The 25,290-nt window shown below is 36.2% G+C and carries 20 protein-coding genes; 6 read left to right on the forward strand and 14 right to left on the reverse strand.

The window, feature by feature from the left end; all coding sequences use genetic code 11:
* Positions 1-83: 83 nt before the first annotated feature.
* The 3 genes from D1B17_RS07005 to D1B17_RS07015 are packed head-to-tail and all read left to right on the forward strand — an operon-like array spanning position 84 to position 3,714.
* Complete coding sequence (locus tag D1B17_RS07005) at positions 84-836, forward strand: DeoR/GlpR family DNA-binding transcription regulator (protein WP_120142372.1); 753 nt, start codon at positions 84-86, stop codon at positions 834-836.
* Positions 837-1,757 (forward strand): 1-phosphofructokinase, encoded by a 921-nt coding sequence (pfkB, locus tag D1B17_RS07010; RefSeq protein ID WP_120142371.1) that lies wholly within the window; start codon positions 837-839, stop codon positions 1,755-1,757.
* Positions 1,758-1,776: 19 nt separating this feature from the next.
* Complete coding sequence (locus D1B17_RS07015; RefSeq protein WP_120142370.1) at positions 1,777-3,714, forward strand: PTS fructose transporter subunit IIABC; 1,938 nt, start codon at positions 1,777-1,779, stop codon at positions 3,712-3,714.
* A 393-nt stretch (positions 3,715-4,107) separates the two neighbouring features.
* On the opposite strand, the gene D1B17_RS07020 is transcribed toward D1B17_RS07015, so the two are convergent.
* From D1B17_RS07020 to uvrC, 4 genes are all read right to left on the reverse strand, one after another.
* The gene (locus D1B17_RS07020) at positions 4,108-4,542 is read right to left on the reverse strand and encodes a hypothetical protein (protein ID WP_120142369.1); all 435 of its coding nucleotides are present in this window, start codon (positions 4,540-4,542) and stop codon (positions 4,108-4,110) included.
* A 210-nt stretch (positions 4,543-4,752) separates the two neighbouring features.
* Positions 4,753-6,120 carry a PTS transporter subunit IIC gene (locus D1B17_RS07025; RefSeq protein ID WP_240704381.1) on the reverse strand — a complete coding sequence of 456 codons (1,368 nt, stop codon included), beginning with the start codon at positions 6,118-6,120 and terminating at the stop codon, positions 4,753-4,755.
* Between the two features lie 77 nt (positions 6,121-6,197).
* A complete protein-coding gene (gene map, locus D1B17_RS07030) occupies positions 6,198-7,037 on the reverse strand; it encodes a type I methionyl aminopeptidase (RefSeq protein ID WP_120142368.1) in 840 nt (279 codons plus the stop codon).
* A gap of 18 nt (positions 7,038-7,055) precedes the next feature.
* Positions 7,056-8,873 carry an excinuclease ABC subunit UvrC gene (gene uvrC, locus D1B17_RS07035; RefSeq protein ID WP_120142367.1) on the reverse strand — a complete coding sequence of 606 codons (1,818 nt, stop codon included), beginning with the start codon at positions 8,871-8,873 and terminating at the stop codon, positions 7,056-7,058.
* Positions 8,874-9,556: 683 nt separating this feature from the next.
* Between uvrC and D1B17_RS12620 the strand changes: the two genes are divergently transcribed.
* The gene (locus D1B17_RS12620) at positions 9,557-9,709 is read left to right on the forward strand and encodes an SPJ_0845 family protein (RefSeq protein ID WP_272928348.1); all 153 of its coding nucleotides are present in this window, start codon (positions 9,557-9,559) and stop codon (positions 9,707-9,709) included.
* A gap of 127 nt (positions 9,710-9,836) precedes the next feature.
* Here the strand turns inward: D1B17_RS12620 and D1B17_RS07040 are convergent, their stop codons facing one another.
* From D1B17_RS07040 to pfkB (D1B17_RS07065), 6 genes are all read right to left on the reverse strand, one after another.
* Positions 9,837-10,433, reverse strand: coding sequence for a TMEM175 family protein (locus tag D1B17_RS07040; RefSeq protein ID WP_120142366.1), 597 nt, complete (start codon positions 10,431-10,433; stop codon positions 9,837-9,839).
* A gap of 120 nt (positions 10,434-10,553) precedes the next feature.
* Positions 10,554-11,081, reverse strand: coding sequence for a hypothetical protein (locus tag D1B17_RS07045; RefSeq protein WP_120142365.1), 528 nt, complete (start codon positions 11,079-11,081; stop codon positions 10,554-10,556).
* A 136-nt stretch (positions 11,082-11,217) separates the two neighbouring features.
* Positions 11,218-11,922, reverse strand: a complete 705-nt coding sequence (locus tag D1B17_RS07050; protein WP_120142364.1) for an MgtC/SapB family protein — start codon at positions 11,920-11,922, stop codon at positions 11,218-11,220.
* Between the two features lie 86 nt (positions 11,923-12,008).
* The gene (locus D1B17_RS07055) at positions 12,009-12,557 is read right to left on the reverse strand and encodes a PTS sugar transporter subunit IIA (protein ID WP_166806641.1); all 549 of its coding nucleotides are present in this window, start codon (positions 12,555-12,557) and stop codon (positions 12,009-12,011) included.
* A 647-nt stretch (positions 12,558-13,204) separates the two neighbouring features.
* Positions 13,205-15,118, reverse strand: a complete 1,914-nt coding sequence (locus D1B17_RS07060; protein ID WP_120142361.1) for a fructose-specific PTS transporter subunit EIIC — start codon at positions 15,116-15,118, stop codon at positions 13,205-13,207.
* A gap of 3 nt (positions 15,119-15,121) precedes the next feature.
* Positions 15,122-16,051 carry a 1-phosphofructokinase gene (gene pfkB / locus D1B17_RS07065; RefSeq protein WP_120142360.1) on the reverse strand — a complete coding sequence of 310 codons (930 nt, stop codon included), beginning with the start codon at positions 16,049-16,051 and terminating at the stop codon, positions 15,122-15,124.
* A 153-nt stretch (positions 16,052-16,204) separates the two neighbouring features.
* Here pfkB (D1B17_RS07065) and D1B17_RS07070 point away from each other — a divergent pair, with 153 nt between their 5' ends.
* Positions 16,205-16,966, forward strand: a complete 762-nt coding sequence (locus tag D1B17_RS07070; RefSeq protein WP_120142359.1) for a MurR/RpiR family transcriptional regulator — start codon at positions 16,205-16,207, stop codon at positions 16,964-16,966.
* 358 nt (positions 16,967-17,324) lie between these two features.
* Here D1B17_RS07070 and D1B17_RS07075 read toward each other — a convergent pair whose 3' ends face one another.
* From D1B17_RS07075 to D1B17_RS07090, 4 genes are all read right to left on the reverse strand, one after another.
* Positions 17,325-20,195: a hypothetical protein gene (locus D1B17_RS07075; RefSeq protein ID WP_120142358.1), complete on the reverse strand. Its 2,871-nt coding sequence runs from the start codon at positions 20,193-20,195 to the stop codon at positions 17,325-17,327.
* Between the two features lie 686 nt (positions 20,196-20,881).
* Positions 20,882-21,337 carry a low molecular weight protein-tyrosine-phosphatase gene (locus tag D1B17_RS07080; RefSeq protein ID WP_120142357.1) on the reverse strand — a complete coding sequence of 152 codons (456 nt, stop codon included), beginning with the start codon at positions 21,335-21,337 and terminating at the stop codon, positions 20,882-20,884.
* Positions 21,338-21,622: a helix-turn-helix domain-containing protein gene (locus D1B17_RS07085; protein ID WP_120142356.1), complete on the reverse strand. Its 285-nt coding sequence runs from the start codon at positions 21,620-21,622 to the stop codon at positions 21,338-21,340.
* Between the two features lie 913 nt (positions 21,623-22,535).
* Positions 22,536-23,411, reverse strand: coding sequence for a LysR family transcriptional regulator (locus D1B17_RS07090; RefSeq protein WP_120142355.1), 876 nt, complete (start codon positions 23,409-23,411; stop codon positions 22,536-22,538).
* Between the two features lie 234 nt (positions 23,412-23,645).
* Here D1B17_RS07090 and D1B17_RS07095 point away from each other — a divergent pair, with 234 nt between their 5' ends.
* Complete coding sequence (locus D1B17_RS07095) at positions 23,646-25,268, forward strand: malolactic enzyme (protein ID WP_120142354.1); 1,623 nt, start codon at positions 23,646-23,648, stop codon at positions 25,266-25,268.
* The last annotated feature ends 22 nt before the right edge of the window (positions 25,269-25,290 follow it).

Raw genomic sequence — 25,290 nt, forward strand, 5'->3', positions numbered from 1 at the left:
TGAATGTTTTTGACCGATTTTGAGATTTTATGATTGATTTTGACTGAATATGGTTGTATTATATCTCTTGTGAGGTGATGTAAGTGCTTACCGAAGAAAGACAACAAATTATTTTAGAACAATTAAAATTACATAATATTGTCAAACTCCATGATTTAATTCCACTAACTGGTGCTTCCGAATCCACCTTGCGCCGTGATCTTCAAGATTTAGAAAATTGTCATAAATTATTAAGGATTCACGGTGGTGCTCAAAACGTTATTTCTTTACATGAAGAACCAGCACTTTCGCAAAAAGCTGCTGTTCATATTAATGAAAAGAAAATGATTGGTCAGACAGCCGCAAATTTTGTTCAGAATCACGAAGTAATCTTCCTTGACTCAGGGACAACGATTCAATTCATGATTCCCTATTTAATAGAACACAACGACTTGTTAGTCATTACCAATAGTGTCGATAACGCTTCGATGCTGGCCGATTATAACGTCAGTACTTTTCTTCCTGGGGGGAAGTTAAAGTCATCTACCAAAGCTTTGGTTGGAGCTAATATCATTCAAACTTTGGAAAACTATCATTTTGATCGAGCTTTTCTAGGAACAAACGGATTTTCAGTCGAAGCTGGTTATACAACACCAGATCCTGAAGAAGCCGCTATAAAGAGCTTAGCAATCGCTCAGTCAAATCAAGCTTATGTTCTTTCTGATAGTTCCAAGTTTTCGCAAGTGAGTTTTAGTCGCTTTGCGGCTTTAGAGGAAGTCCCACTAATTACGGATAAATTATCGGACAAGGAAATAAGTGTTTTAAGTAAACACACTAAGATAACGGAGGCTATTTAGTTGATTTATACAATTACAGTCAACCCTTCAATTGATTACGTTTTACAATTGGAGAATTTAAATACTGGCGAAGTAAACAGAACATCAAGCGATGTTAAACTTCCTGGTGGAAAAGGTATTAATGTTTCACGAATTTTAAAGGCTTTAGATATTGATTCAACAGCTTTGGGATTTGTCGGTGGTGCTACTGGTTCCATGTTTGAAGAACTTCTTGCCCAACACGAATTAAAAACAGCTTTTACCAAAGTAAAAGAAGATACTCGTATCAATGTCAAAATCAATGCTGTTGCTCAAAGTGAGGAAACTGAGATTAACGGTGCTGGCCCTGCTATTAGTACAGCCGAACGACAAACTTTTATGGACCAATTAAGTAACATTGGTGATGGTGACATCGTTATCATGGCTGGAAGCCTTTGCAAAAACCTTGATGCTAAATTTTATTTAGATATTGCTCAAACGATTCAAAAACAAGGTGCTGAATTTGTAATTGATACTACCGGTCAAGCTTTGTTGGACACTTTGCCACTTCATCCGTTAGTTGTTAAACCTAATCACCATGAATTGGCTGACTTATTCAACGTTACCTTTAAGAATGAACAAGAAATCGTCACTTATGCTCGTAAGTTACTGGACCAAGGTGCTAAACATGCCTTAGTTTCAATGGCTGGTGACGGTGCCCTACTAGTTACTAAGGATAAGGCTTATAAAGCCAATGCTCCTAAAGGGACCGTTATTAATTCCGTTGGTGCTGGTGACTCCATGATTGCTGGTTTTGCTGGAACATTCATGGAAACAAAAGATCCAATCGAAAGCTTCCATATGGGTGCAGCTTGTGGATCAGCAACAGCCTTCAGTCAAGACATTGCCGTTAAGACAAAGATTGACGAAGTTTACAAAGAAATCTCTATTACAGAGCTCTAATTGAGGGGGACTTTTAAAAATGGATTTGAAACAATTACTATTAAAAGACGCCATGATTATGGACTTGAAAGCTACTACTAAAGAGGAAGCCATTGAAGAAATGGTTGATAAGTACTATCAAGTTGGTGTCATCGACGATAAAGAATTATATAAAGCTGATATTTTAAAGCGTGAAGCTCAAACAAGTACTGGTATTGGTGACGGAATCGCCATGCCACATGCTCGTGATAAAGCGGTTAAACGTGCAACCGTACTTTTTGCCAAAAGTGCTAAAGGTATTGATTATCAATCACTTGATGGTCAACCTGCCTACCTATTCTTTATGATTGCTGCTCCAGATGGTGCTGACAATCTTCACTTGCAAGCATTAGCTGCATTGTCATCCTTATTAATTAATCCTGAACTTGTAAAGAACTTAAAAGCTGCTAAGACAGCTGATGAAGTTCAAACATTATTCGACAAAGCTATGCAAGAAAAAGAAGCTAAAGACAAGGCTGACGAAGAAAAACAAAAGGCACAAGAAGCCGCAGCCGAAAAAGCTGATGCTGATGACAGCCAAAAGCCTTACGTCGTTGCTGTTACAGCCTGCCCTACTGGTATTGCCCACACATACATGGCTGAAGCTGCTCTAAAAGAACAAGCTGAAAAAATGGGTGTTGATATCAAAGTTGAAACCAATGGTTCCGAAGGTGTTAAGCACAAGTTAACTGCTAACGAAATTAAACGTGCCGCTGGTGTTATTGTTGCTGCTGATAAGAAAGTTGATATGCCAAGATTTGATGGCAAGCATCTTGTCAACCGTCCGGTTAGTGATGGTATTAACAAAGCCGAAGAATTGATCAACTTAGCTGTTGAGCAAAAAGCTCCTGTCTTCCATGCCGAAGGTGGATCTGATGTCGCTGAAGAGTCAGAAGAAAAGAAATCACTTTGGTCAAAAATTTATGCCGATTTAATGAACGGTATTTCTAACATGCTTCCATTCGTTGTTGGTGGTGGTATTTTAATGGCCATTTCCTTCCTATTGGAAAACTCTGTTGGCGCTAAGTCACAATGGTTCTTGTTCTTCAATAACGTTGGTAACTATGCTTTCAGTTTCTTAATTCCTGTTCTAGCTGCATATATTGCCGTTTCAATCGGTGATCGTCCTGCCTTACTACCTGGTTTCGTTGGTGGTTACATGGCATCCCAAGCTACAGCTTCCGTTGTTAGTTCTAAGAGTCCGGCCGGATTTATCGGTGGTCTACTTGCCGGTTTCATTGCCGGATGGGTTATCGTCTTCTTAAAGAAATGGCTCAAGAAATTGCCACATACTTTAGATGGTCTTAAAACTATCTTGATTTACCCAGTTTTAGGATTGCTACTAACCGGTGCAATCATGTACTTCATCGTTGATCCTGTTTTCGCCGTTGTTAACGCTGCTATTACTCACTTCCTAGAATCAATGGGTACAGGTAATGCCGTTATCTTAGGTACATTGCTCGGTGGTATGATGTCAATCGATATGGGTGGTCCTTTCAACAAGGCTGCTTATACATTCGCTATTGGTACATTTACAGCTACACAAGATGGTGCTTTGATGGCTGCCGTTATGGTCGGTGGTATGATTCCACCTCTAGCAATCGCTATTGCCACAACATTCTGGAAAGATAAGTTTACAGAACAAGAAAGACAAGCTGGTCTATCAAACTACATCTTAGGTCTATCATTTATCACAGAAGGTGCTATTCCATTTGCTGCCGGAGATCCATTACACGTTATCGTTTCAAGTGTTATTGGTTCAGCCATTGGTGGTGGACTAACACAATTATGGAGCGTTAACGTCCCTGCTCCACACGGTGGTATCTTCGTTACACCACTAGCTAACAAACCATTACTTTACCTATTAGCCGTTGTTATCGGTGCAGTAATCTCAGGTGTTATCTATGGTGTTTGGAAACCTGCTAAGAAAAATAACTAATTAAAATAACACGAAAACACCCGATTCTTTTAAGATTCGGGTGTTTTTTATTGTCTTAATAATTAAGTATATTCAAAAAAAAACGAATATCTTAGCCTTAGTATAAATCCAGAAAAGGCATCTAGTCCTTTACTCATATTCAATTTCAAATAATGCGTAATCCCTTTATCGAATCAATTAATTATACCGTATAAAAAACAACGAATATATTAATCTCTGGGTGCAAGAAATGTTGGCAGCAGTGACGGTGGCGTTATGGCTTTAGCCATTACACCACGGGACGAGTTTTGAAATTCGCGTACTTTGCGAAGTTCAAAATCGAGACTTGAGACCGCACTTTGGCTCAAGTCGGTCCCCACAGCGCCAACATTTCTTGCACCCAGAGACGGCAATCTACATCATATTTTGTTCATCTCGGCAATAGCTAAAATATAAATCCAGCATAATTGATTTATTGTGTGTTGAAATATCATTTAAAGTCTGAATGGCAGTTGCTACCATCAAATCATCGTCTAATCCTTCATCTGAATGATAGTATTCTGTTTGAATTCCAATTGATTCATCAAACCAATCACCCATTCTAATAACGAATTTATAAAAATCATTATCGTCATTTTCATTAAGATAATTAATTTGCAAATCATTAAAGCAATCTGCTAACGATATAACCTCCGAATATTTTAAATTGTTGACAAACTTGGAGACATTTTTAGTTGCTCTAGCCTCCGTCAACGCTTTTAATTCAATGCCAGTAGCCTGTTGGATCTCCGACGTTGTAATTGAATCATCTTTTAGTAATTCAATTGCTCGATCAATATCAGTTAACATAGTAACTACCTCGCTTTTCGTGAAGCTATACTTTGTTGCTAACCCTATTTTAAAACAAAAGCTTTTTTTCTGTCGCCTATTAGCCTCAGTTTTAAGTTAATTTAACGTAAAGATTCCTTTACGTTGTGTCCAGTTCTAAAAATAGCCATAAGCAATATTAATTTTCAAATCAACATTACCTATGACTATTACTAATAAGTTTTTAATTTGTTACTTTTGTTTATTTAAAAGATAAGCATCATTACGTCGCTTCATGCGTTTAGTATACCAATAAAATAGTAGTAAATAAGCTAAAATGCAAAGAATGGTTATCAAGATAAACCGCATATCACCAGACGATGACTTACCAATCATAATCGCCAACAACTGCTCAATTGGCCCTTCTTTGGTAGCTGAACCAATCATTCCGATATTGGCACTATTATCTAATAAAATATTCTTAAACATTGATGTCATAAATGGAGCTGTCAATGTAGCTGAGTAAAGAAAGATTGGTATCTCGACAATTCCAATTACAATCATTCTCATAATCTTACCCCGAGTAACAACTAGTAACGAAGGCGTAATCCCCATCGCTATCAGGCCACCTAAAGGTATGATTTTATTACCAGGTAATAAAAATGCTTCAATAATTAAACAAGGGGCCAAAATATTAGCCACAGACCAAACTTCGGGACGACTGGACAGAAAAGCCCAATCCAAACCGATAAAGTGGATGTCTGTTCCCACTAATTGGTTAAGTTTATTAGTAATAACTTGAATGATTGGATCTAATGCTGATGTCAGCCAAGAACCAACGACATTGAACAATTCTACGAATGCTCCTAAGAGTAATCCTAAAGTAAAAATATCTTTGACCGGAATTTGACCAAATAAGCCAATCAAAACTCCCACAAAGAATCCTGTAGCAAATTTTGAACTCCAGAATCCAACTGCTTTGTTAAATTTAGCTGAATTGAGGTTTACGTTATCAATCTTAGGTACCAACAATGTACAAAGATCATTTAGTACCATTACAATCGGATTCATTAAATAATTCATGTGAGTTGATGTCATGGGACTACCATCACTATTCATCAGATCATTAAACGTCGGCTTCATTAAATCGGAATTAATGAACTTTAAAATTCCCAAAGCAATGACAAAAATTAAACTAACGAAGAAATTAGCTCCCATATAAACTGCTAATAATCCGACAAATGACAGATGCCATATATCAAAAACATCAACATCTAAGGTTTGGGTCCAGTGATAACGGAGCAAAATCAAGTTCACTATTATCATTACTAGCAAAATCAACAAGTTATAAGCCGAACTCCAAGTAATAATTGCTGCCGGCGTCCATCCCAAGTCAATGATATTCAATGACTTAGTGGTTTGTTGTATCAATTGCTCGATATCAGGATTATACGTCTGCATTAATAAAACAACTAGTGACGTTGTTGCCATAATCGCAATAAGAAATTTAACAACGCTTTCTACCATTTTAGTAACTTTTAGTTTTCCATAAATCATCAGAGCTACCAAAATTAGACAGACAATCACGAGTCCATTAGCATAATTTAAAATATTTAGCAAAATACGTTCCCCCCAGAACAAAAGACTAAGAAAATATCTTCCTTAGCCTTTTAATATTTATATTTTACAATATGTCATTATTTATTTTGATTGTGTTCTTTAAGATAATCTTGAGCCCACTTCATATATTTAGCATCTTCAGCAGCATCTTGTGATGTCAAAATCTTAGGACCATCAGCTGTTATAGCTAAAGTATGTTCATATTGAGCTGACCATGAACCATCGGCACTGGCATAATAAATCCAGTCATCATTAGGGTCCTTGAGTGAACGGTCAACAATCTCCCAAGTACCTTCGTTAATCATTGGTTCAATTGTAATCGTCATCCCATTCTTCAAACGCAAGCCCTTGCCAGGTTCACCGTAGTGCAATACATCTGGCTCTTCATGCATTGTAGGTCCAATTCCATGTCCACAAAGATCACGAACATCACCGTAGCCATGTTCATCTTCAGTAAAGTGTTGAATTGCATAACCGATATCACCTAAACGATTACCCTCAACACTTTGGGCAATTCCTAAGTAAAGTGACTTCTTAGTTACTTCCATCAAATCAGAAGTTTCTTGAGTAACTGAACCTACCGCATAACTCCAGCAAGAATCACTTTCATAGCCCTTGTAATTTACGGTCATATCAACTTTAACAATGTCACCTTCTTGCAAAATCAAGTCCTTACGAGGAGTACCATGAGCAACTTCATCGTTAACATCAACACATGTGGCATATTTGTAACCCTCAAAACCTTTTTCAGAAGGAGTTGCTCCGTGACTAACAATGTAGTCATTAGCAAACTCTTCAATTGAATAAGCGGAAATACCTGGTTTAATCATATCGCGCAAGCCCAAGTGGACTCCTGCCAAAATTTTACCAGATTCACGCATTCCTTCAATTTCTCGTTCTGATTTTAATGTAATCATATAATAAATTTCCCCCAATTATCCTTTATGATATTTTTTATGAAAATCGGTACTTGCTAAAGTAATTTTTATTGTCTGTGCAGTAGTTTTAGGAATTCCCAATTCAGTCAATTGATCAATTGTGGCCTCTTTCATCTTCTTAACCGAACCAAATTTCTTTAACAATTTCGTTCTTGTTTTAGGACCAACACCTTGAATGTTATCTAAACGCGATGATAAGGCATTCTTGCTACGAGTTTTACGTTGGAAAGTAATGGCAAAGCGGTGAACTTCATCTTGAATTCTCTGTAACAAATAAAAGCCCTGACTCTTCCGATCCAACGATACATCTTGACCATCCTCACCAAAAATCAAATGCGAGGTATTATGATGATCATCTTTGACCATCCCAGCTACTGGAATATTAATTCCTAATTCATTTTGCAAGACATCCATAACAGCACGTAATTCAATGATACCACCATCCATCAAGATTAAATCTGGTAAAGAGTCATTTTCCTTAATTAATCTTGAATATCGCCGATAAATCACTTCTCTAGTATTGGCAGCTTCATCCGCACCTGATTGATGTTCGACTTCACCTTTAATTTTGTATTTTCGATAACCACTCTTTTCAGGACGACCATCCTTAAACATAACCATCGCAGAAACTGGATTCGTTCCTTGAATATGCGAGTGGTCAAATGATTCAATAATATGTCCATAAGGCAAGTTGAGCGCCTCAAAAATTTGTTGTTGGGCACCATAAGTCTGGCGATTATCTAATTCCATCAAACGGAACTTTTCTTGTAGAACCAACTTAGAATTTTCAGCCGCCATATCCATTAGATCTCGCTTTTGACCACGTTGCGGCGTTCTAAATGGGATATTCAATACTTGTGATAATGTATCTTTATCCAAATTGTCGGGTACTAAAATTTCCTTTGGCAAGACTTGGTTGCGACGATTGTAAAATTGTAAGATAAAGGTCGATAACTCTTCCTCAGGAGTATTGATACATGCGAAAACTTTCTTTTCCCGTTTCATCAAACGTGCTTGACGAATAAAGAAGATCTGTATTGATATCCAACCCTTTTCAACGTAATAATTAAAAATATCACGCGGTGTACTGTCATTTGAAATAATCTTTTGTTTTTCAACCGTTGTTTCAATATATTTAATTTGATCTCGCAATTCAGCGGCACGTTCAAATTCCATCTTATCAGAAGCTTTTTCCATCCGGTTTTCCAATTGGCGCTTTATTTCACCAACATTTCCGCCTAAAAACTTCTTGATTTTTTCAATTTGAGCATCATATTTCTCCTTAGGAACCGTTTGAAAGCACGCACCCAAACACTGCCCCATATGATAGTACAAACAAGGACGACCCAAATGACCTTGACATCGACGCAAAGGATAAACCTTTTGCAAAAAGTTCAACGTATTAGATGCAGCCCAAACATTGGGATAAGGTCCAAAATAGTAGGCCCCATCTTTTTTGATCAAACCAGTAATTTCCATCTTTGGATCACTTTCGTTAGTAATCTTAATATATGGATAGCCCGTACCACGCTTCAACTTAATGTTGTAATATGGCTGGTGCTTTTGGATCAACGTAATTTCGAGCAAAAAAGCTTCCTTATCATTAGAAGTGATAATTGTTTCAAAATCACGAATTTCAGAAACTAACCGAGCCGTCTTTCCCTCATGCGAACTTTTGAAATACGAACGTACCCGATTTTTCAAATTCTTAGCCTTACCAACGTAGATAATCTTCGAATTAATATCCTTCATCAGATAGCAACCTGGACGTGGTGGTAGAAGACTTAATTTATGTTCCAAATATTCAGTTGCCAACAATATCCCTCCTCAACGCGTTTTTAGAAAACTTCAACCTCTTGTAATATTAATTTAAACAATTTAATTGTCAACAAAAATGCAACCATATGTTCTATTATACAATTTTTATAATAATTTTCCTCTCACACAAGCCTCTGTTCTAACATTTTGTCTAATCCATTCAATTTTTCTGGATATCTTACAAAGTAGCGAACGTACTAACTCGAAGAAGTAAAAAACTTAAGTTGCTGTGAGATAGCATACTAAAGTATTCCCGATAGGTGCCAGTTAATTTTTTTACTATAGATTTCAAATTATCTTAAAAATTGAAACATACTCCAATTCTCATGACTCTAGTCATAAATAGCATAATAATACTAAAATTATTCATTATTAATTCAAAAACTAACAATAAACTAGCCGGAAAGAGCAAGAAATTTTGGTCGCTGTGCAGGTGGCGTTGGCGCTTTAGCGTCTACACCACGGGACGATTTTTGAAACTCGCGGTTTGTGCGAGGTTCAAAATCGAGACTGGAGACCTTGCGCTCCAGTCGGTCCCCATAGCGACCAAAATTTTCTTGCTCTTGGAGGCGGCATATTTAACTACCCCCACAAAAAAAGCAAGACAAATAATTGTTATTTATTCTTGAAGGTCTTATAATATAGTTAATTATAAAGAAACTTGAAAGGGGCTGATACCGATGGGCCTAACAGTGAAACGTGAAAGTGATTTTGGCAGTTTATTTGATAAGTTTGCCTCTCTTCCCGATGATGTAAAAGAAAACGTAAAACGCGTAGATTCTGCAGATAAGAAATCTTCGAAAGATCAAAAGAATCTTAAAGATAAAAAATAAACTTCTCTTGTTTAATGTCACTTCTAGTAAGTGAAGGAATGCCATTTATTTTTACTATTTCTTTAACAAGAACCCTTTTGATAAAGGAAAAGACCTAGGACGTTTGTCTTAGGTCTTTTTTGTCTGGTTAAAAAAGTTTATCACTGTCAGAATTAACATTGCCACCAACTGCTAAAACTTGAAAAGAAACTAACAACATCTGTAGTGCTGGCATGTAAATTAAGACTAGCGTCCAAACAATTATTTCCGCACCCATGAATTTCCAACTAGTTAAGGCACGATAAATTTTCATATCACGAATACTCTTTGCCACTTTAGGATAACCCGCCAACTCATTTTCTCTAGCAATCGTATAGGTTAAGATTACATAAGCAAATGACCATAAGGCATACACGATTGTATAAAATATTTCTGGACCTTGAGCATTCAAATCACGTCCTACCCAAGCAGTGGCTACCGGAATAAATGACGTCGTAAACATCCAAAAGTTATTTGTCCAGAAAACTTTCCTTGTAATAACCTTTGCCTTACTAAACATATAATGATGATTGTACCAAGCAATCCCGATAAATAACCAACCGACCGCATACGAAATCATATATGGTATCTGTGAAATAATCGCAGACAATTTAGCAGACTCCGGTGTCTTAAACTCTAAAATCATAATAGTTAAAACAATTGCAATAATAGCATCAGTAAAAGCCTCAACTCTTGACTTATTCAAAATAATTCCCTCCCTCTAGAGCAGGAAAATTATAGCAATAAATCAGAATCGAGGCTTTTCTATTATGGTAATTATTTTTAACATAAATCGAATCAATTTTTCAAAATAAATACTGTTGTATCAAACCGTTCCATAGTCACCACTAAAGTTAACTTTAGTTTGAATAAAGTCGGCTGCAATAACCGGTAGATTAACATCCCTACCCTTGTCATTGAGGTAACTGTCGGTTGCCAAAACTCGTCCATAAAACTTGATTGGATCGTTCTCTTGGACACTTGCATTACCTTTTTCAAAATTTGATAGGTTGTATTTCAACTTAATCGTTCTCGAAGCATCGTTCCCATCCAATGCAACTAATAAGTATTTATGTTCCATATCTAAATCTTTAATATGTCCGCGTTGATAAATCTTCGTACCATAATACAAGCTTGTATTTGAGTACAAATTATCAAATGACACATAGGCATATTGCTTACGTTCTTTATCAAATTCGGAAACTGTTTTTTGCTTGGACTTATCCATTAGACTAATTTTTGTTTCCTGAATACTTCCAGCAATTTTCCCCTTCGGAAGAACCAAGTATACTGTTGCCAAAATAAGCGTACATAAAAACACGATCAAGAATCTGGTCGGTAAATTTCTTATCATTTAATTCCCCCAATATTCCAAAGATACCAAAGGTCTAAACTAATTACAATCTGTTTAGACCACTTAATTATTTAAATATTCCCATATCAAATAACCAATAAAAAATACTCCTAAACGTTAATTTAGGAATATTTTTTTAAACATTAATTGTTTCCACTTTAATAATATTATCATTCATTGACAATCCTTCAACAATATCAACGTAATCTAAACTTTTGCCAAAGTCAATTGAATAGACATTGGTGTAAACTTTCTCATCATTACGTCGTGTCACGCTGAAACGAACTCCCTCAACGGTAATATCATTCTCTTTAAAGTAGTCATCAATAAACTTCTTTGTATCAACCTTATGCAGATATTCAATTTTTAATTTCCGCACCGGACTGATACGAATAATTTTCTTCAAAAATCCTAACACTGCATACACCACCAAAAATCCTGCGATAGCAATAATGTAGTCACCCATACCGACAGCTAAGCCGATACAAGCAACGACCCATAAGCTGGCAGCCGTCGTTAAACCACGAATGGAATGATGCTCCACAATAATCGTTCCTGCACCTAAAAATCCGATTCCACTAACAACTTGTGCAATCAAACGGGCATCATCTGCTCGAACAACGCCCTTTAATGGTGGATACTGTCTAGCAATATCTAAAGCATTAAATCCAATATTTTGTTGAATCATTGCAATAATACAGGCACCTAAACAAACTAGGACATGTGTTCTCAATCCAGCTGGTCGGTGTTTATAAGCTCGATCAATTCCGATAACACCGGCAAAAAGAACTGATAACAACAATCTAATTACTACTGTAAGAACACTTAATTGACTCTGCAAATAACCCCTCCAATGTTCTTGTTCAGTTTCATAACAATAAGTATAACATTATCAGAATTACTCTATGTACGATATCGCAGGAAAATTTATTTAACAAATAATTTAAAAACTTCTTCAGACGTTCTAGATCGATTCAGCGCATGGAGAAAACCCTTTTTTAATAACAATCGGGCGATACTTGATAAGTATGGTACATGTTGATAATTTTTCTCCGGATCAGGAATAACCAACGACAAAACAATTTGAACTTGTTTATCCTTATCCCAAATAATCGGCTGTTTTAATTTAACAATCAACATCATCAACTGTTCCACTGATTTATCCTGCGCATGAGGAACAGCAATCTGGTCACCTAAGTCAGTCGCAGCATCATTTTCTCGCACCAGATACTTGCCATAAATAGCCTCGGCGTCAATACCATTGTCAATCGTTTGAGCAAATTTGGATAAATATTTTAATAATTCCTCTCGGGATTTGACCTCTACATCAACGGCAATATTTTCAACCTTTAAAACCTGTGAAAAATCACTCATCGGATCTTTTTGTGGGCCTGTTACATTCTGATCATTTGTTTTAATTGACTGGGATCCACCACTTGGACTAAGAAAGTCACCAATCTTTTGCCAAAATGACATAAAATCAACCTCCCTTCTCTTCATGCTTAACATGTTGCACTAATTCATATAATCTCTTTTTCTAAAACCAAAAATAATTTTTTGCTAGCACAACGCCTTACTTATATAATACTATTTTTCTTCCGTAAGTGCTTTCACATGAATAAAAAAAGACCTAATCTCTAAGAGATAAGGTCTCAAGGTATGACTTGCATACCACGGACTCGAAGTCCACATAGGGGCTATGCCCTATATGATTAGGTTAACACTTAAAAATTAAAAGTTAAAGACCTATTGCTTAAACGCTGATTCGTCGACTTCAGAAACAAACCAACTTATCCATTCTTACAAATACGCGTGGTACTAGTTGATTTTTTAACTACAGATTCAGAATTACTTTTAAAATATACTTCGTATCCGATAACCCTCGTCATCACTGACATAATAATACTTAAAATTATTCACTATTGATTCAAGTAAGGAACGAACTAGCCGGAAAGAGCAAGAAATTTTGGTCGCTGTGCAGGTGGCGTTGGCGCTTCAGCGCTTACACCACGGGGCGACTTTTGAAATTCGCGCTCTTTGCGAAGTTCAAAATCGAGACTGGAGACCTTGGCTCCAGTCGGTCCCCATAGCGACCAAAATTTTCTTGCTCTTGGAGGCGGCATTTATTCTTGAAACAATTTTAAAATCTCAGTTTTAGTTTTAGCATTTTTTAGTGATTCAACAAACTCATCATGCATCAATAGCTTCGAAGTGCTCGACAAGTATTCCAGATGATTGCTGCCATCATCTTGATCTGGTATTAAGAAAGAAATAACAATATCGACTGGTTGACCATCAAAGGTTTTCCATTCAATTGGTTGTTTCAACTTAGCTATTAACATTGCCGAACGATTAATTGTCTTATCTTGAGCATGGGGAATAGCAATACCCTTTTCCATACCAGTTGAACTTTCAGCTTCACGTGCCAAATACTTCTTATCAACTGCAGTCGCATCAGTCGAATAGCCTAATTTCTTCGCAAAATTAGCTAAATATTGTAACAACTCGTCTCTTGATTTCACATCAACATCAAGTGCAATATTATCTTCATTAATAATATCACTTAAATCATTACTCTTAGTTTCAGCTACCTCTGGTTCACTAGTAACACTTACATTACCCACAGGTGTTGCGACCATGGCAGCATCATGTTTACTTTGACGACCAGCAATAATTGAAAGTAAGAATCCTGATACCAACGCACCAATGACAATCCAAAGGACCCATAAAAATGGCTTATTAACTAGTGGTAAGACGATGAAACCACCATGTGGTGCTGGTACAGAAATCTTAGTAACGTATGACAAAATGGCTGCAATCGCCGAACCTATCATAAATGATGGGATATTTAGCAAAGGATTCTTAGCAGCGAAAGGAATTGCCCCTTCAGTTATATGAGTTGAACCTAACAAGAAGTTGACATATCCTGCACTGCGTTCCTTTGATGTATAAGCTTTTTTATTAAACAAGACTGCAAATCCAGTAGCCAATGGTGGTGCGATACAAGCTGCCGAGACACCAGCCATGAAGAAATAGTTACCTTGAGCTAATAAAGCTGTACCAGTCAAATAGGCAGCTTTATTAATAGGGCCACCCATATCAGCAGCACACATAATACCAACAATCAAACCTAGTAAAATCGGGCTAGAATTTTCCATACTCTTTAGAAAGGCCATCATGCCTTGATTGATATCTTTCATTGGTACTGAAACATACCACATAATTGTTCCGGCAATCAAAACACCTAAAACAGGGAAAATAAAAATAGATTTCAATCCATCTAAAGATTTTGGTAATGACTTAAATAATTTCGCTAATAAAACAGCTACATAACCGGCTAAGAAACCACCTACGATTCCGCCTAAGAAACCAGTACCGTTAGTATAGGCAATCATCCCTGTCACGAAACCAATAACTAGACCGGTCCTTTTACCAATAGCTTCAGCAATATAAGCACAGAGCACTGGAACCATCAAGTTCATGGCAAAGCCACCAATGGTATTTAATAAAGCGGCAATCGCATTGTACTCAGCACTTTTAGGATCAGCCGAATTGATGCCCCAAAAGAACGATACAGCCGTTAACACACCACCAGCAACAACTAATGGCAACATATGTGAAACACCATTCATTAAGTAAACATACATCTTATGCCAGAATGAACCAGTTAATTCAGCCTCTTCTGAACTACTCTTAGCACCACCTGCCGCATGATAAACAGGGACATTTTGGTCATTCAAAATTTTTTCAATTAACTCATCTGGTTCTTTCATACCTTTCGTGACCGAAACATTGATCAGACGTTTGCCATCAAATCGATCAATGTCAACATCCTTATCGGCAGCGATAATAACTCCATCAGCTTGAGCAATTTCTGACTGCGTAAAGGCATGTTCGACTCCAGATTGTCCATGTGTTTCAACTTTTATGGAAATGCCACGCTTTTTAGCCGCTTGTTCTAAAGCTTCTTGTGCCATGTACGTGTGAGCAATCCCTGTCGGACAACCGGTTGCAGCAATAATTTTATACTTGGTCATAGCTTATCCCTCCAATTGTTTTACTTGAATTTGTTTCATCACTTCATCAACATCACTAAAATCAGTCAATCCCGCACTAGCCGCAGTTGAACTGGCTGCTGCTATACTACGTTGGAGATTAGTTTCTAACGGTAACTTCTGTTCCATTCCTGCCAAAAATGTTCCTAACATGGTATCTCCTGAACAAGCCGTATTGACCACTTTAATTTTAGGCGCATTTCCAAACAAGACATGTTTCTCATTTACAAACAGCGCTCCTTTGGCTCCAATCGACAACAAAATATTTTGAGCACCCTTTTTCAAAAGTTCTTGAGAATACTTGATCAATACTTGTATATCGTCAGTTCTCGGTTGGTCAAACCATGATAAGAGTTCCTCGTCATTTGGTTTGATTAGAAATGGCTTGTGGCTAATTGCCTCAACGACCTCAGGATAACTTGTATCTATTACTAGATCAAAGCCTTGCTTTTCAGCCAACTGTGCAATTTTAACAATGATTTCAGCCGGAATACCTCTGGAGAAACTCCCTGAAACAACTAACTTATCTGCGTTTGTCAAAGTCGCTACTTTGTTTAGAAATTCGTTGACCTTGTCAGCACTGACCTCAGGCCCATTATTAACTTCTTTATATTCGGTATCAGTATCGACAACGCGCGTAAAGACATTGATTCGTGAAATACCATCAATATGGGTAAAATCAGTCGGTACTCCTTTGGCTTGTAACGATTCTTCAATAAAGTTACTTGTAAAACCGCCGCCAACTCCCCAAGCAGTATTATTAACACCTAGATGCTTCATAATAAAAGAAACATTGACACCCTTACCATTTGGTTGAATATCATAACTATTTGTTCGATTAACCACTTCCGGCTTCAAATGATCTGTTTCAATAAATAGATCAATGGCCGGATTTAATGTACAAGTATAAATCATTTAATTAACTCCTTTTTTAATTTCTTATATAGCGTACTCACTAACCCTTTGCGTTATATCTATAATAACTTGTGTTATCATGTAAATGTTTTCATAAATGTGCCACACGACCATTATATCGGAAAAAACTTTACAAAATGGGATGATTTTTTAATGACAAAAAAATTAAGCTCTTCTGAACGCTACTTATGGGATTACATTCAAGAAAACCTTAACGATATTCCGAATTTATCGATTGTTAAATTGAGTGAGGATGCCAACGTTTCCACGGCCACCATCGTTCGAACAACTAAGAAAATGGGCTATTCTGGTTATACCGACTTTCGACAACAATTAATAACTCAAGGCAAAAACAACTCACAATACCAAAATTTGGAAAAAGTCGATCATGATATCAAACAAGCCATTTTTAAAAATAAATATGAAGTTGATAACACGCTTAGTATGCTCAACGTTGGTTCAATTGAAGATGCCGTCCAAAAAATTCGTGAATCCGATGATATTTATATTTTTGCCAGAGGCTTTTCAGAGTTTATCGCTCAAGAAATGCTAGTCAAGTTACAACTGTTAAATAAAAATTGTGTCATGAGTTCTGACCCTAATATCATCATGACTATGAGCAAGCGGATAAGAAGAGAAGCTTTGGTCATTATCATCAGTTTAAATGGTGAGACAAAGGAGTTAGTGGCTGGCGCAAAGAATGCTTTCAATAACGGTGTTAGTACCATCACCATTACTACTAACGAGACCAGCTCCATCGCTAAATATTCCGAAATGATTTTGTTAGGCTATAAGTCACAAACTTCATATTTTCCTGATTATGAAGTACGGTCACGACTACCGTTACAAGTTATTAGTCGTATTTTATTAGATGCTTATGTTATTCGGACTCAAAACAAAAGGGAGTTGGACTAAGGTTTTCGCCTCTAGGAACAAGAAAATTAGGTCGCTGTGGGGACCGGCCTGAGCCAAGGTCTCAGGCCTCGACTTTGAACCTTGCAAAGTCCGCGAGTTTCAAAGTTCGTCCCGTGGTGTAAGAGCTAAATCTCTAACGCCACCTTCACAGCGACCTAATTTTTTTGTTCCTTCCGGCTTGTGTATTGGTTGCTTTTTATAATACAAAAACTAGAAAACTATAACTTAAAAGCTATTTTGAAGTTTTAAAACATTTAGTTATGAAATTGAATGTCAAAAAGGATTAGATATTTTTTATCCGGATATATATCCAGATAAAGTATCTAATCCTTTTTTTAATGATATGAAACTAAGTTATCTATTGAACAGAATCAACTGTTGACCATGTCCAACGACTTACGTACTTGCCCGGTGTTGCACCTGACTCCTTGGACCAGAAATTAATTTTTAGCTTTTTCTCAATTTCACTAGACAAATCAGTTGTTTGACGCCACTGACTGTCCTTTGCCCCTTCAGTTCTACCTACAATAAAACTTTTTGAAGCGACTGGTTGTCCATCCCAAAGTACACCATGGACTAAGGACTCTTTCGAACGTGTCTGTGGGTCAATCGTTGTACTACTGTCATCCCCATCATCTTCGTCATCGCCGTCATTGGGATTATCAGTTTGCAGATAGAACTTCCGAACGGTTAACTTAACCCCTAATGGAGTCGCCCCCTCTTTACGAAAATCCTCTAGTAAAACTTTATTTCCCTTTAAATCGGGTTTCTGGGCTTGATCAGATTTGGTAGCAACTGTCACTTTTCCAAAATCAATTTCTTCTGGAGCAACTAAATGTGTTCCGCCACCGACATGTTTAAAATAAAAAGTATCGGTATCAGTCATACCCTCGGCATCAGTAATTTTTAATACCATTCGATGTTGTTGAAAATCATTATACTCACTAATATCAAAATCAGGAATATGCCAAGCAACTAATTGACCTAATTTAGGATTTTGAAGATTAGACTCAAAAGCTTTCTCTTCACCACCATCAATCGTATAACTCAATGACTTCACCATTTTGTTCTTTCCATCTGACCAAAAGCCATGTAAATCAAACTTATCTGTTACGGGTAAATAAGGCTTACGCTTAGTTCCTAACGGAGCAGTAACGTCAATCTGTGGTCCTTTATTCGCAACCGCTTTTTTAATTAACTTGAAGTTATGCTCCTGTAAAACTGATTGGTTACCATCTTCATCTTCTGCAATTAAACGTACCTTATGTAGACCTTTTTCTAATTCTGAAATATTTATTTTTTTAGTAAAATCGTGGAACGTTCCATTTTCCGCTTCATCTTTACTTTGAGCCCCATCCAGTAAAATATTTTTCTTTAATTCTTCGGGTTTCTCACTATCTAAAGCATAATAGATTTTAACTTTCTGACTATCAAAGTCATACCAGTGTCCCTTCATGGTTAACTCTCTTGATCCAACTGGTAAAACTTGTGGAAAATCTTCGTAACTCAGTCCATCAAACTCAACTACTGGGCAAAAATTTGAGCCAGGAATATCGGTCTTGGTCCCATACTGTAAATGTTTAGTCTCCCCAACTTTTAAGTCGATTGGAGCTGTACGCATTGTTAATCCTGCATCCCATTGTGGATCATTTTCATTATCAGTCCCTAAACGAGTTCCTAAAGCTCTCGTCTTACCTTTGTCACCAGGATCTCGTTGATCCTTAAAGGCATTGAACTTACCTGATGGTGTATAAGGAAATTTATACGAATTAGTCTTGTGATCAAAGAAAAAGTTATTTTGACCTTTCCCAACTTTCCACGGATAATACGTTTCCTTTTGAACTCCAATCAAGCCTAACAATCCCGGATTATACATATATCCCTTGGTAGCTAAGTAAGACCGTGAAGCTGAGCGAGCTGCCCAAGCACCTGGACCATCATTATGATTCATGTAAAAGTTGGTTCTCACTTCATTATTTGGTGCTTGAATATACATTCCACGATCATTTGTTAACGAACGCATAGGAATATAATTACCAATTTTCCGACCACGCTGATCTTGCAACTCCTTGCCATCCTTATTTAGAGATAAGTCATGATTAGAAAAGCCACTAAAATTATTGAACAAAACTTTCCCCGTATTCTTGAAGGAAATATCCGTAATAACTCGACCCGTTCTAGTAAACGACATCTTAATAGTAGTCGTTATTTCAGGATTTGTTTTGCCTCTCTTATCAGAATAAAATGCTCGTTGTTTGTAGACCAAACGTTGTTCTTCAAAACCAGTTTTTTGATTGGTTCGATAATACAGCGCTGGTTCACCAACCATGGCATAAGCCTTTCCCAGCTTATTTGGGCCTGACGTACCAGGCTTTAACCAATTGTTACTATGAACAACAAAGTTAAATAAATTATTTGAAGTATAACTTGTCGGAGTTCCAAATGGTAAATCTTCCTCATCATGTAAAGGAGCATCATAATCTTTCTTTTGATTATCACCATAATGATTTGTATAAATATGATTCTTAGGATCAGAGGAACCTTCATCGAGATTACCACCTGCTTCTGAATAAATAATTCCAGTGTTCGGTGAAGTTAAACTATTTTCACGTGATTTGCGTCGTTGAACCCATGTAGATGTAACTTTTACGATTCCTTTTTCAGCATAAATATAATCACCAAAATAAAAAATCGGTTGTGTTTTGGCTCCATCACTATGTTCCATTATTGGTCCTTTAGAAACACGTAATTTTTCAGCGTGCGTCCAAGTTGCCTCTTCAGCCGCATCATCATTCACTGAGCGCGCAACCTTTTTTTCGACATTAAACTGATACTTAAAAATCTCTACTTGGTCTGCATCTAATACCGTCAACAGGAATGGTTTTTCCTTATCAACATGTAATTTAAAATCAATTGCATCGGGATCGTCTAATGTAACGACTGTTTCCAATTCATTTTTTTGATCAACCTTTTCGGCACCTAATTCTTCTTTCAAAGCATAAATATTAAGAACCGCTGCTTGATCCGTCTTCAAAATTAAATTCTTCTTATCTTCTAAAACATAACTGATTGTCGTCTCAGTATCGTTTTCTTGTTCAACAATTGTCTCTAGATCGGCACTTGTTATGGGATTTTCGCCAGTCGTTTCAGCTTTAACTGTTGTTGTAAAGCAACTGGAAAATAATAACCACAGACAGGCCAATAAAATCGTTGGTCTGATCGTTTTCATAAAATAACACCCTTTCACAAACAATTTCTAAATATTATCATTTGTGAAAAAAGATAGTTTTCCAAAATTTTATAAACAATTTCACTCAAAATGAAGTCGGAAATATTAATCCAGCAATGGTCTTTATAAGTTCGGATTTTACTATTTGTGAAATTTGAAGTTGTATTTTAAAGAAAATTATTATTTAAAGACCAGCTTGCTCAGTATTAAAAAGGCTGATATATCTATAACCGCTTTACCTTTGAAGACATTTTCAATAAATAATAAATATATTTTAAGCCAATTCTTCTTTAATTTTTAATGGCTATTTTAATTATCTGACATTTCTCATCAGTTATTTTCACAATTATTTCCAACCAGTTGATACCAAGCAAAATTCTTTGGTTAAAATGTGAAAATTAATTGTGAATGCTGATTTAAAGCTGTTACCCGTGAACAAAGTGGCCTCTCTGCTTATAATTCACATTATTAATTTAAAAAGTTTGTTACCACTTTATACTTAATCAAAATTTCTTCGATGGTAATCATTCGACACTAAAAATCACAAAAAGATACCATATCTTACGTCAAAGCAAAGAAGACTAGCAATCCATAATCGGATTACTAGTCTTCCTTATTTTTATTTACTACTTTTCACATATAAACTTTTTGACACTTATCTTAACCACTGAATGTGAAGTTGAACTTTAGGCTTTACGCAACTCATCTAACCACAATGGCAACAGCTCAGATAGCTGTCTGTAAGTCCGATTGAATTTGTGATCATACCAAGGATCCTGTACTTCTTCATCTTTTCCAATAATCTCATATGCTAAACGAATTTTACTTTGCATACCTAATGGCGCCATTCTCTTTAGATCAATAATGTTTTGATGATCCATACCGATGATTAGATCAGCCTCTTGAAAATCTGCCTGTGATATTTGTTGAGCAGAATGATCGACAATCGTAATATTTTCTTTCTGTAATTCCCGAATCGCCCCTGGATGTGGAGAATTACCAATTTCATACGTTGAGGTTGAACGGGATTCAACCTGAATTTGTCCAGTTAATCCTGATTTTGTGACCAACTGTTTCATCATCATTTCTGCCATAGGTGAACGACAAATATTTCCTAAACAAACAAAGATAACCTTCTTCATTTAAATCAATCCCAATCTCTTTTTAACTTCTCTTAATTGAGCTTCCAAAACAGGATCTTTTCGATTTAAAACATCTAACGTACTAGCCTGTGTAGCTGTAGATTTCTGTGACTTTTTTTGAGTCTTTGACACTTTCGTTGCGGTTGTTGATTTCTTGTACTTTCTTACCCAAGCAGCCACTTGTTGATATGAAATTTCGTATTTCTCACCTGTAGCCTTGTAATTGTTGTCATGCTCGATAGCATATTGTGCAATTTCTTTTTGTTGACTCTCATTGTAATTCATACTTAAAACTCCTAAATCGCTTATTAATAAAAATTATACCATACAAAATTACTCTCATAATTGCTGTAACACAGTTTTAACAGATTGTTATTGTTTTAAAAAAATTAAATAGGCTGTTGCCGCCTCCAGGAACCAGAAAATTAGGTTGCTGTGGGGACCTAATTTTCTGGTTCCCTCCGGTTAGTTTATTTCCCATTTTGAATAAGCAGTGATTAACAAACATTAGTGAATTGAAGTATCACGTTATATTCTTGACTACTTTTATGTCAATAATGACTAAAGCGCCAATACTTAAGCATATTTGTAATAAAAATAACATACCTACTCTAGCGGGTAGCGTACTAGCACAACGATTTAAATTAAGAAAAATATAAACTATTTTCCGTTTCAACCTAAACTCAGCGCAAAAAAATAGACCGACATTCGTGACAGAATACCGATCTTTAAAATTTTCAGTTTTTCAAAAAAATGGCAGCTCAGGGAGGAACTACCATTAATCGACAATAGTTATTCAACTATTATAATCATGAAATTATCAAGAAAGAGGAAACGTAGGAATTGATTTCCTCTTCACAAACAATGATATCACAATCAAATTTAAATTCAGTAATTTATCCAAATTGGACATATTTTTATAAACATAGCGTTAAAAAAAGAAAGAAAGCCAGTCAAACTGGCTTTCAGACATCAAAATGGATGGTTGTAACCATGTCCTATCCCTCATAAGTTCATCCATTTTATTTAAAAAAAGTGATAATAATGTAATAAAAGCATAATAAAAGCGACTATATTGATGAGATATAACTTCCTATTATATACAGTTACCACTATTTACATACCAATTTAAATTGGCAATTATATTGTAACGTTATTGGACTATACCTGTATACCACGTTTTATTTATATTTTATTATTATTTTTTATATACACTCTTGAAAATGTGCATCAATTTTCCTAATGTCTCATTACCAATCATATTATGACGGTAGACAAACAAAATGTAAAACGACGGCAACTGAATATCTACATCAATTACCTGAATTCCTGGTACATTTTGAAAAGCCGTCTCCGTGATAAAGCTAATTCCCTTATTAGCTTGGACCAAATTAAGCATTAATTTATAGTCATCCGTCTGAAACATCGTTTTAGGCGTGACATTATAATGCTCCGTCAATCTTCTCAATACCTGACTATGAACTGATCTTTCATCTAATGAGATAAAATCCTCTTCAAATAATTGTTCAATCGTCTTGATATGAGAAATATCTTTCTCAGTCGATGCAATGAATTTAAAATGGTGTTCCTTCAACAATTGATAATCTAAATGATTTTCTTGTGGCAAAACCGTCGTTCCTAAGAATGATAAATCAATTTCACCATTTCGTAGTTTATCTAATAATTCCTTTGACCCATCAGATATAGGTTCAATTGCTGACAACAAATTTTCATCCCGCAACGCATCAAAAACTTTAGGAATAACATAATTAGTAATAATTGGTGGCCATCCCATCATAATTTTTTCACGCTTAATGCGCTCCATATCAACACTGATCAAATCATTTTCTTGCAGGATTCGATTAATATGCATCAAAAGTTGTTCCCCAGCATAAGTCAGCGACAATGAATTAGCATAACTTTTACGCTTAACTAATGATAACCCGCAACCGTCCTCCAGACGCTTTAACGAATAGGTAATCGTTGGCTGACTAACTCCAAAAAAGTTAGCCGTATCTGAAAAATTCTTCAATTCTGACAATTTTTTAAAATATTGATAATCTTTTAAATTCATTTTTCCACCTATAGTTAGTATGCCGCCAGCAAGAGCAAGAAATTTTGGCTGCTGTGGAGACCTTGGCTCGAGTCGGTCCGCACAGCTATTGACTATTTTTTCACTCCGCAGACGGCATATTTAACACAATAATTTTCACTTATAAATATTATTTATCAATAATAACACATTTGACTATATTTTTTATAAGGGTATATAGTACGACATGAAAGTTAATTAGGAGGCATTAAATTTATGAAATATACTGGTTTAGATTTATTAAATAATCACTTCTTAAACAAAGGTACTGCCTTTACTAAAGAAGAAAGAAAAGAAAATCATATCGAAGGTTTACTTCCACCATTTGTTCAAACTTTGGACCAACAAGTAGAACAAGCCTACGAAAACTATTCAAGTAAAGAAACATTCTTAGCTAAGAGAATGTACTTGATGGATCTATTTAACGAAAATGTTACTTTGTTCTACAAATTATTCAGCCAACACGTTAACGAATTCATGCCTGTTGTTTATGACCCAACTATTGCGGACACAATTGAAAACTATAGTCACTTATTCTTAGACCCACAAAATGCTGCTTACTTATCAATTGATGATCAAGATGATATCAAAGCTACATTAAAGAATGCTTCAGAAGGTCGCGACATCAAATTGATTGTTGTTACTGACGGTGAAGGTATTCTTGGTATTGGTGACTGGGGTGTCCAAGGTGTTGACATCTCTGTTGGTAAATTAATGGTTTATACAGCTGCTGCTGGTGTTGATCCTAAGTCAGTTCTACCTGTTGTTCTTGATGTTGGTACAAACAGAAAAGAATTACTTGCTGATGACTTATACATGGGTAACCACCACGAACGTGTTACAGGCGACAAGTACTACAACTTTGTTGACAAGTTCGTTGAAACTGCTGAAGATTTATTCCCTAACATGTACTTACACTTTGAAGACTTTGGTCGTAGCAATGCTGCTAATATCTTGAACAAGTACAAAGATGAAATTTTAACATTTAACGATGATATTCAAGGTACAGGTATCATTACACTTGCCGGTATCCTTGGTGCATTGAACATTTCTAAAGAAAAACTTACTGACCAAGTTTACCTATCATTTGGTGCTGGTACAGCCGGTGCTGGTATTACAAAACGTATCTTTGATGCCATGGTTGAAGAAGGTCTTTCAGAAGACGAAGCTAGAAAACACTTCTACCTAGTTGACAAGCAAGGTCTATTGTTCGATGACACTGAAGGTCTTACACCAGAACAAAAGCCTTTCACAAGACAACGTAGTGAATTCAGCAATGCTGATGAACTAACAAACTTGGAAGCTGTTGTTAAAGCAGTTCACCCAACAATCTTAGTTGGTACATCAACACAACCTGGTACCTTCACAGAACCAATCATCAAGGAAATGGCTGCTCACACAGAACGTCCAATCATCTTCCCTCTATCAAATCCTACAAAATTAGCAGAAGCTAAAGCTGAAGATCTTTTGAAGTGGACTGATGGTAAGGCACTTATCGCTACTGGTATTCCTGTTGAACCAGTTGAATACAATGGTGTTACATATCACATTGGTCAAGCTAACAACGCTTTGGTATACCCAGGTCTTGGTCTTGGTTCAATGGCTGTTAACGCTAAGGTTCTATCAGACGGTATGATCAATAAAGCTGCTCACTCATTAGGTGGTATCGTTGACCCTACACAACCAGGTGCTGCTGTTCTACCTCCTGTTTCAAAATTAGATGAATTCAGTATGACAGTTGCTGTCGGTGTTGCTCAACAAGCTATCGACGAAAAACTTACTGATGCCAAAGATGCTAAGAAGGCTGTTGCTGACATCAAGTGGGAACCTAAATATTAATTAACATATTTGTCAAATAAAG

The organism is Companilactobacillus zhachilii (assembly GCF_003606365.2).
Taxonomy (GTDB): Bacteria; Bacillota; Bacilli; order Lactobacillales; family Lactobacillaceae; genus Companilactobacillus; species Companilactobacillus zhachilii.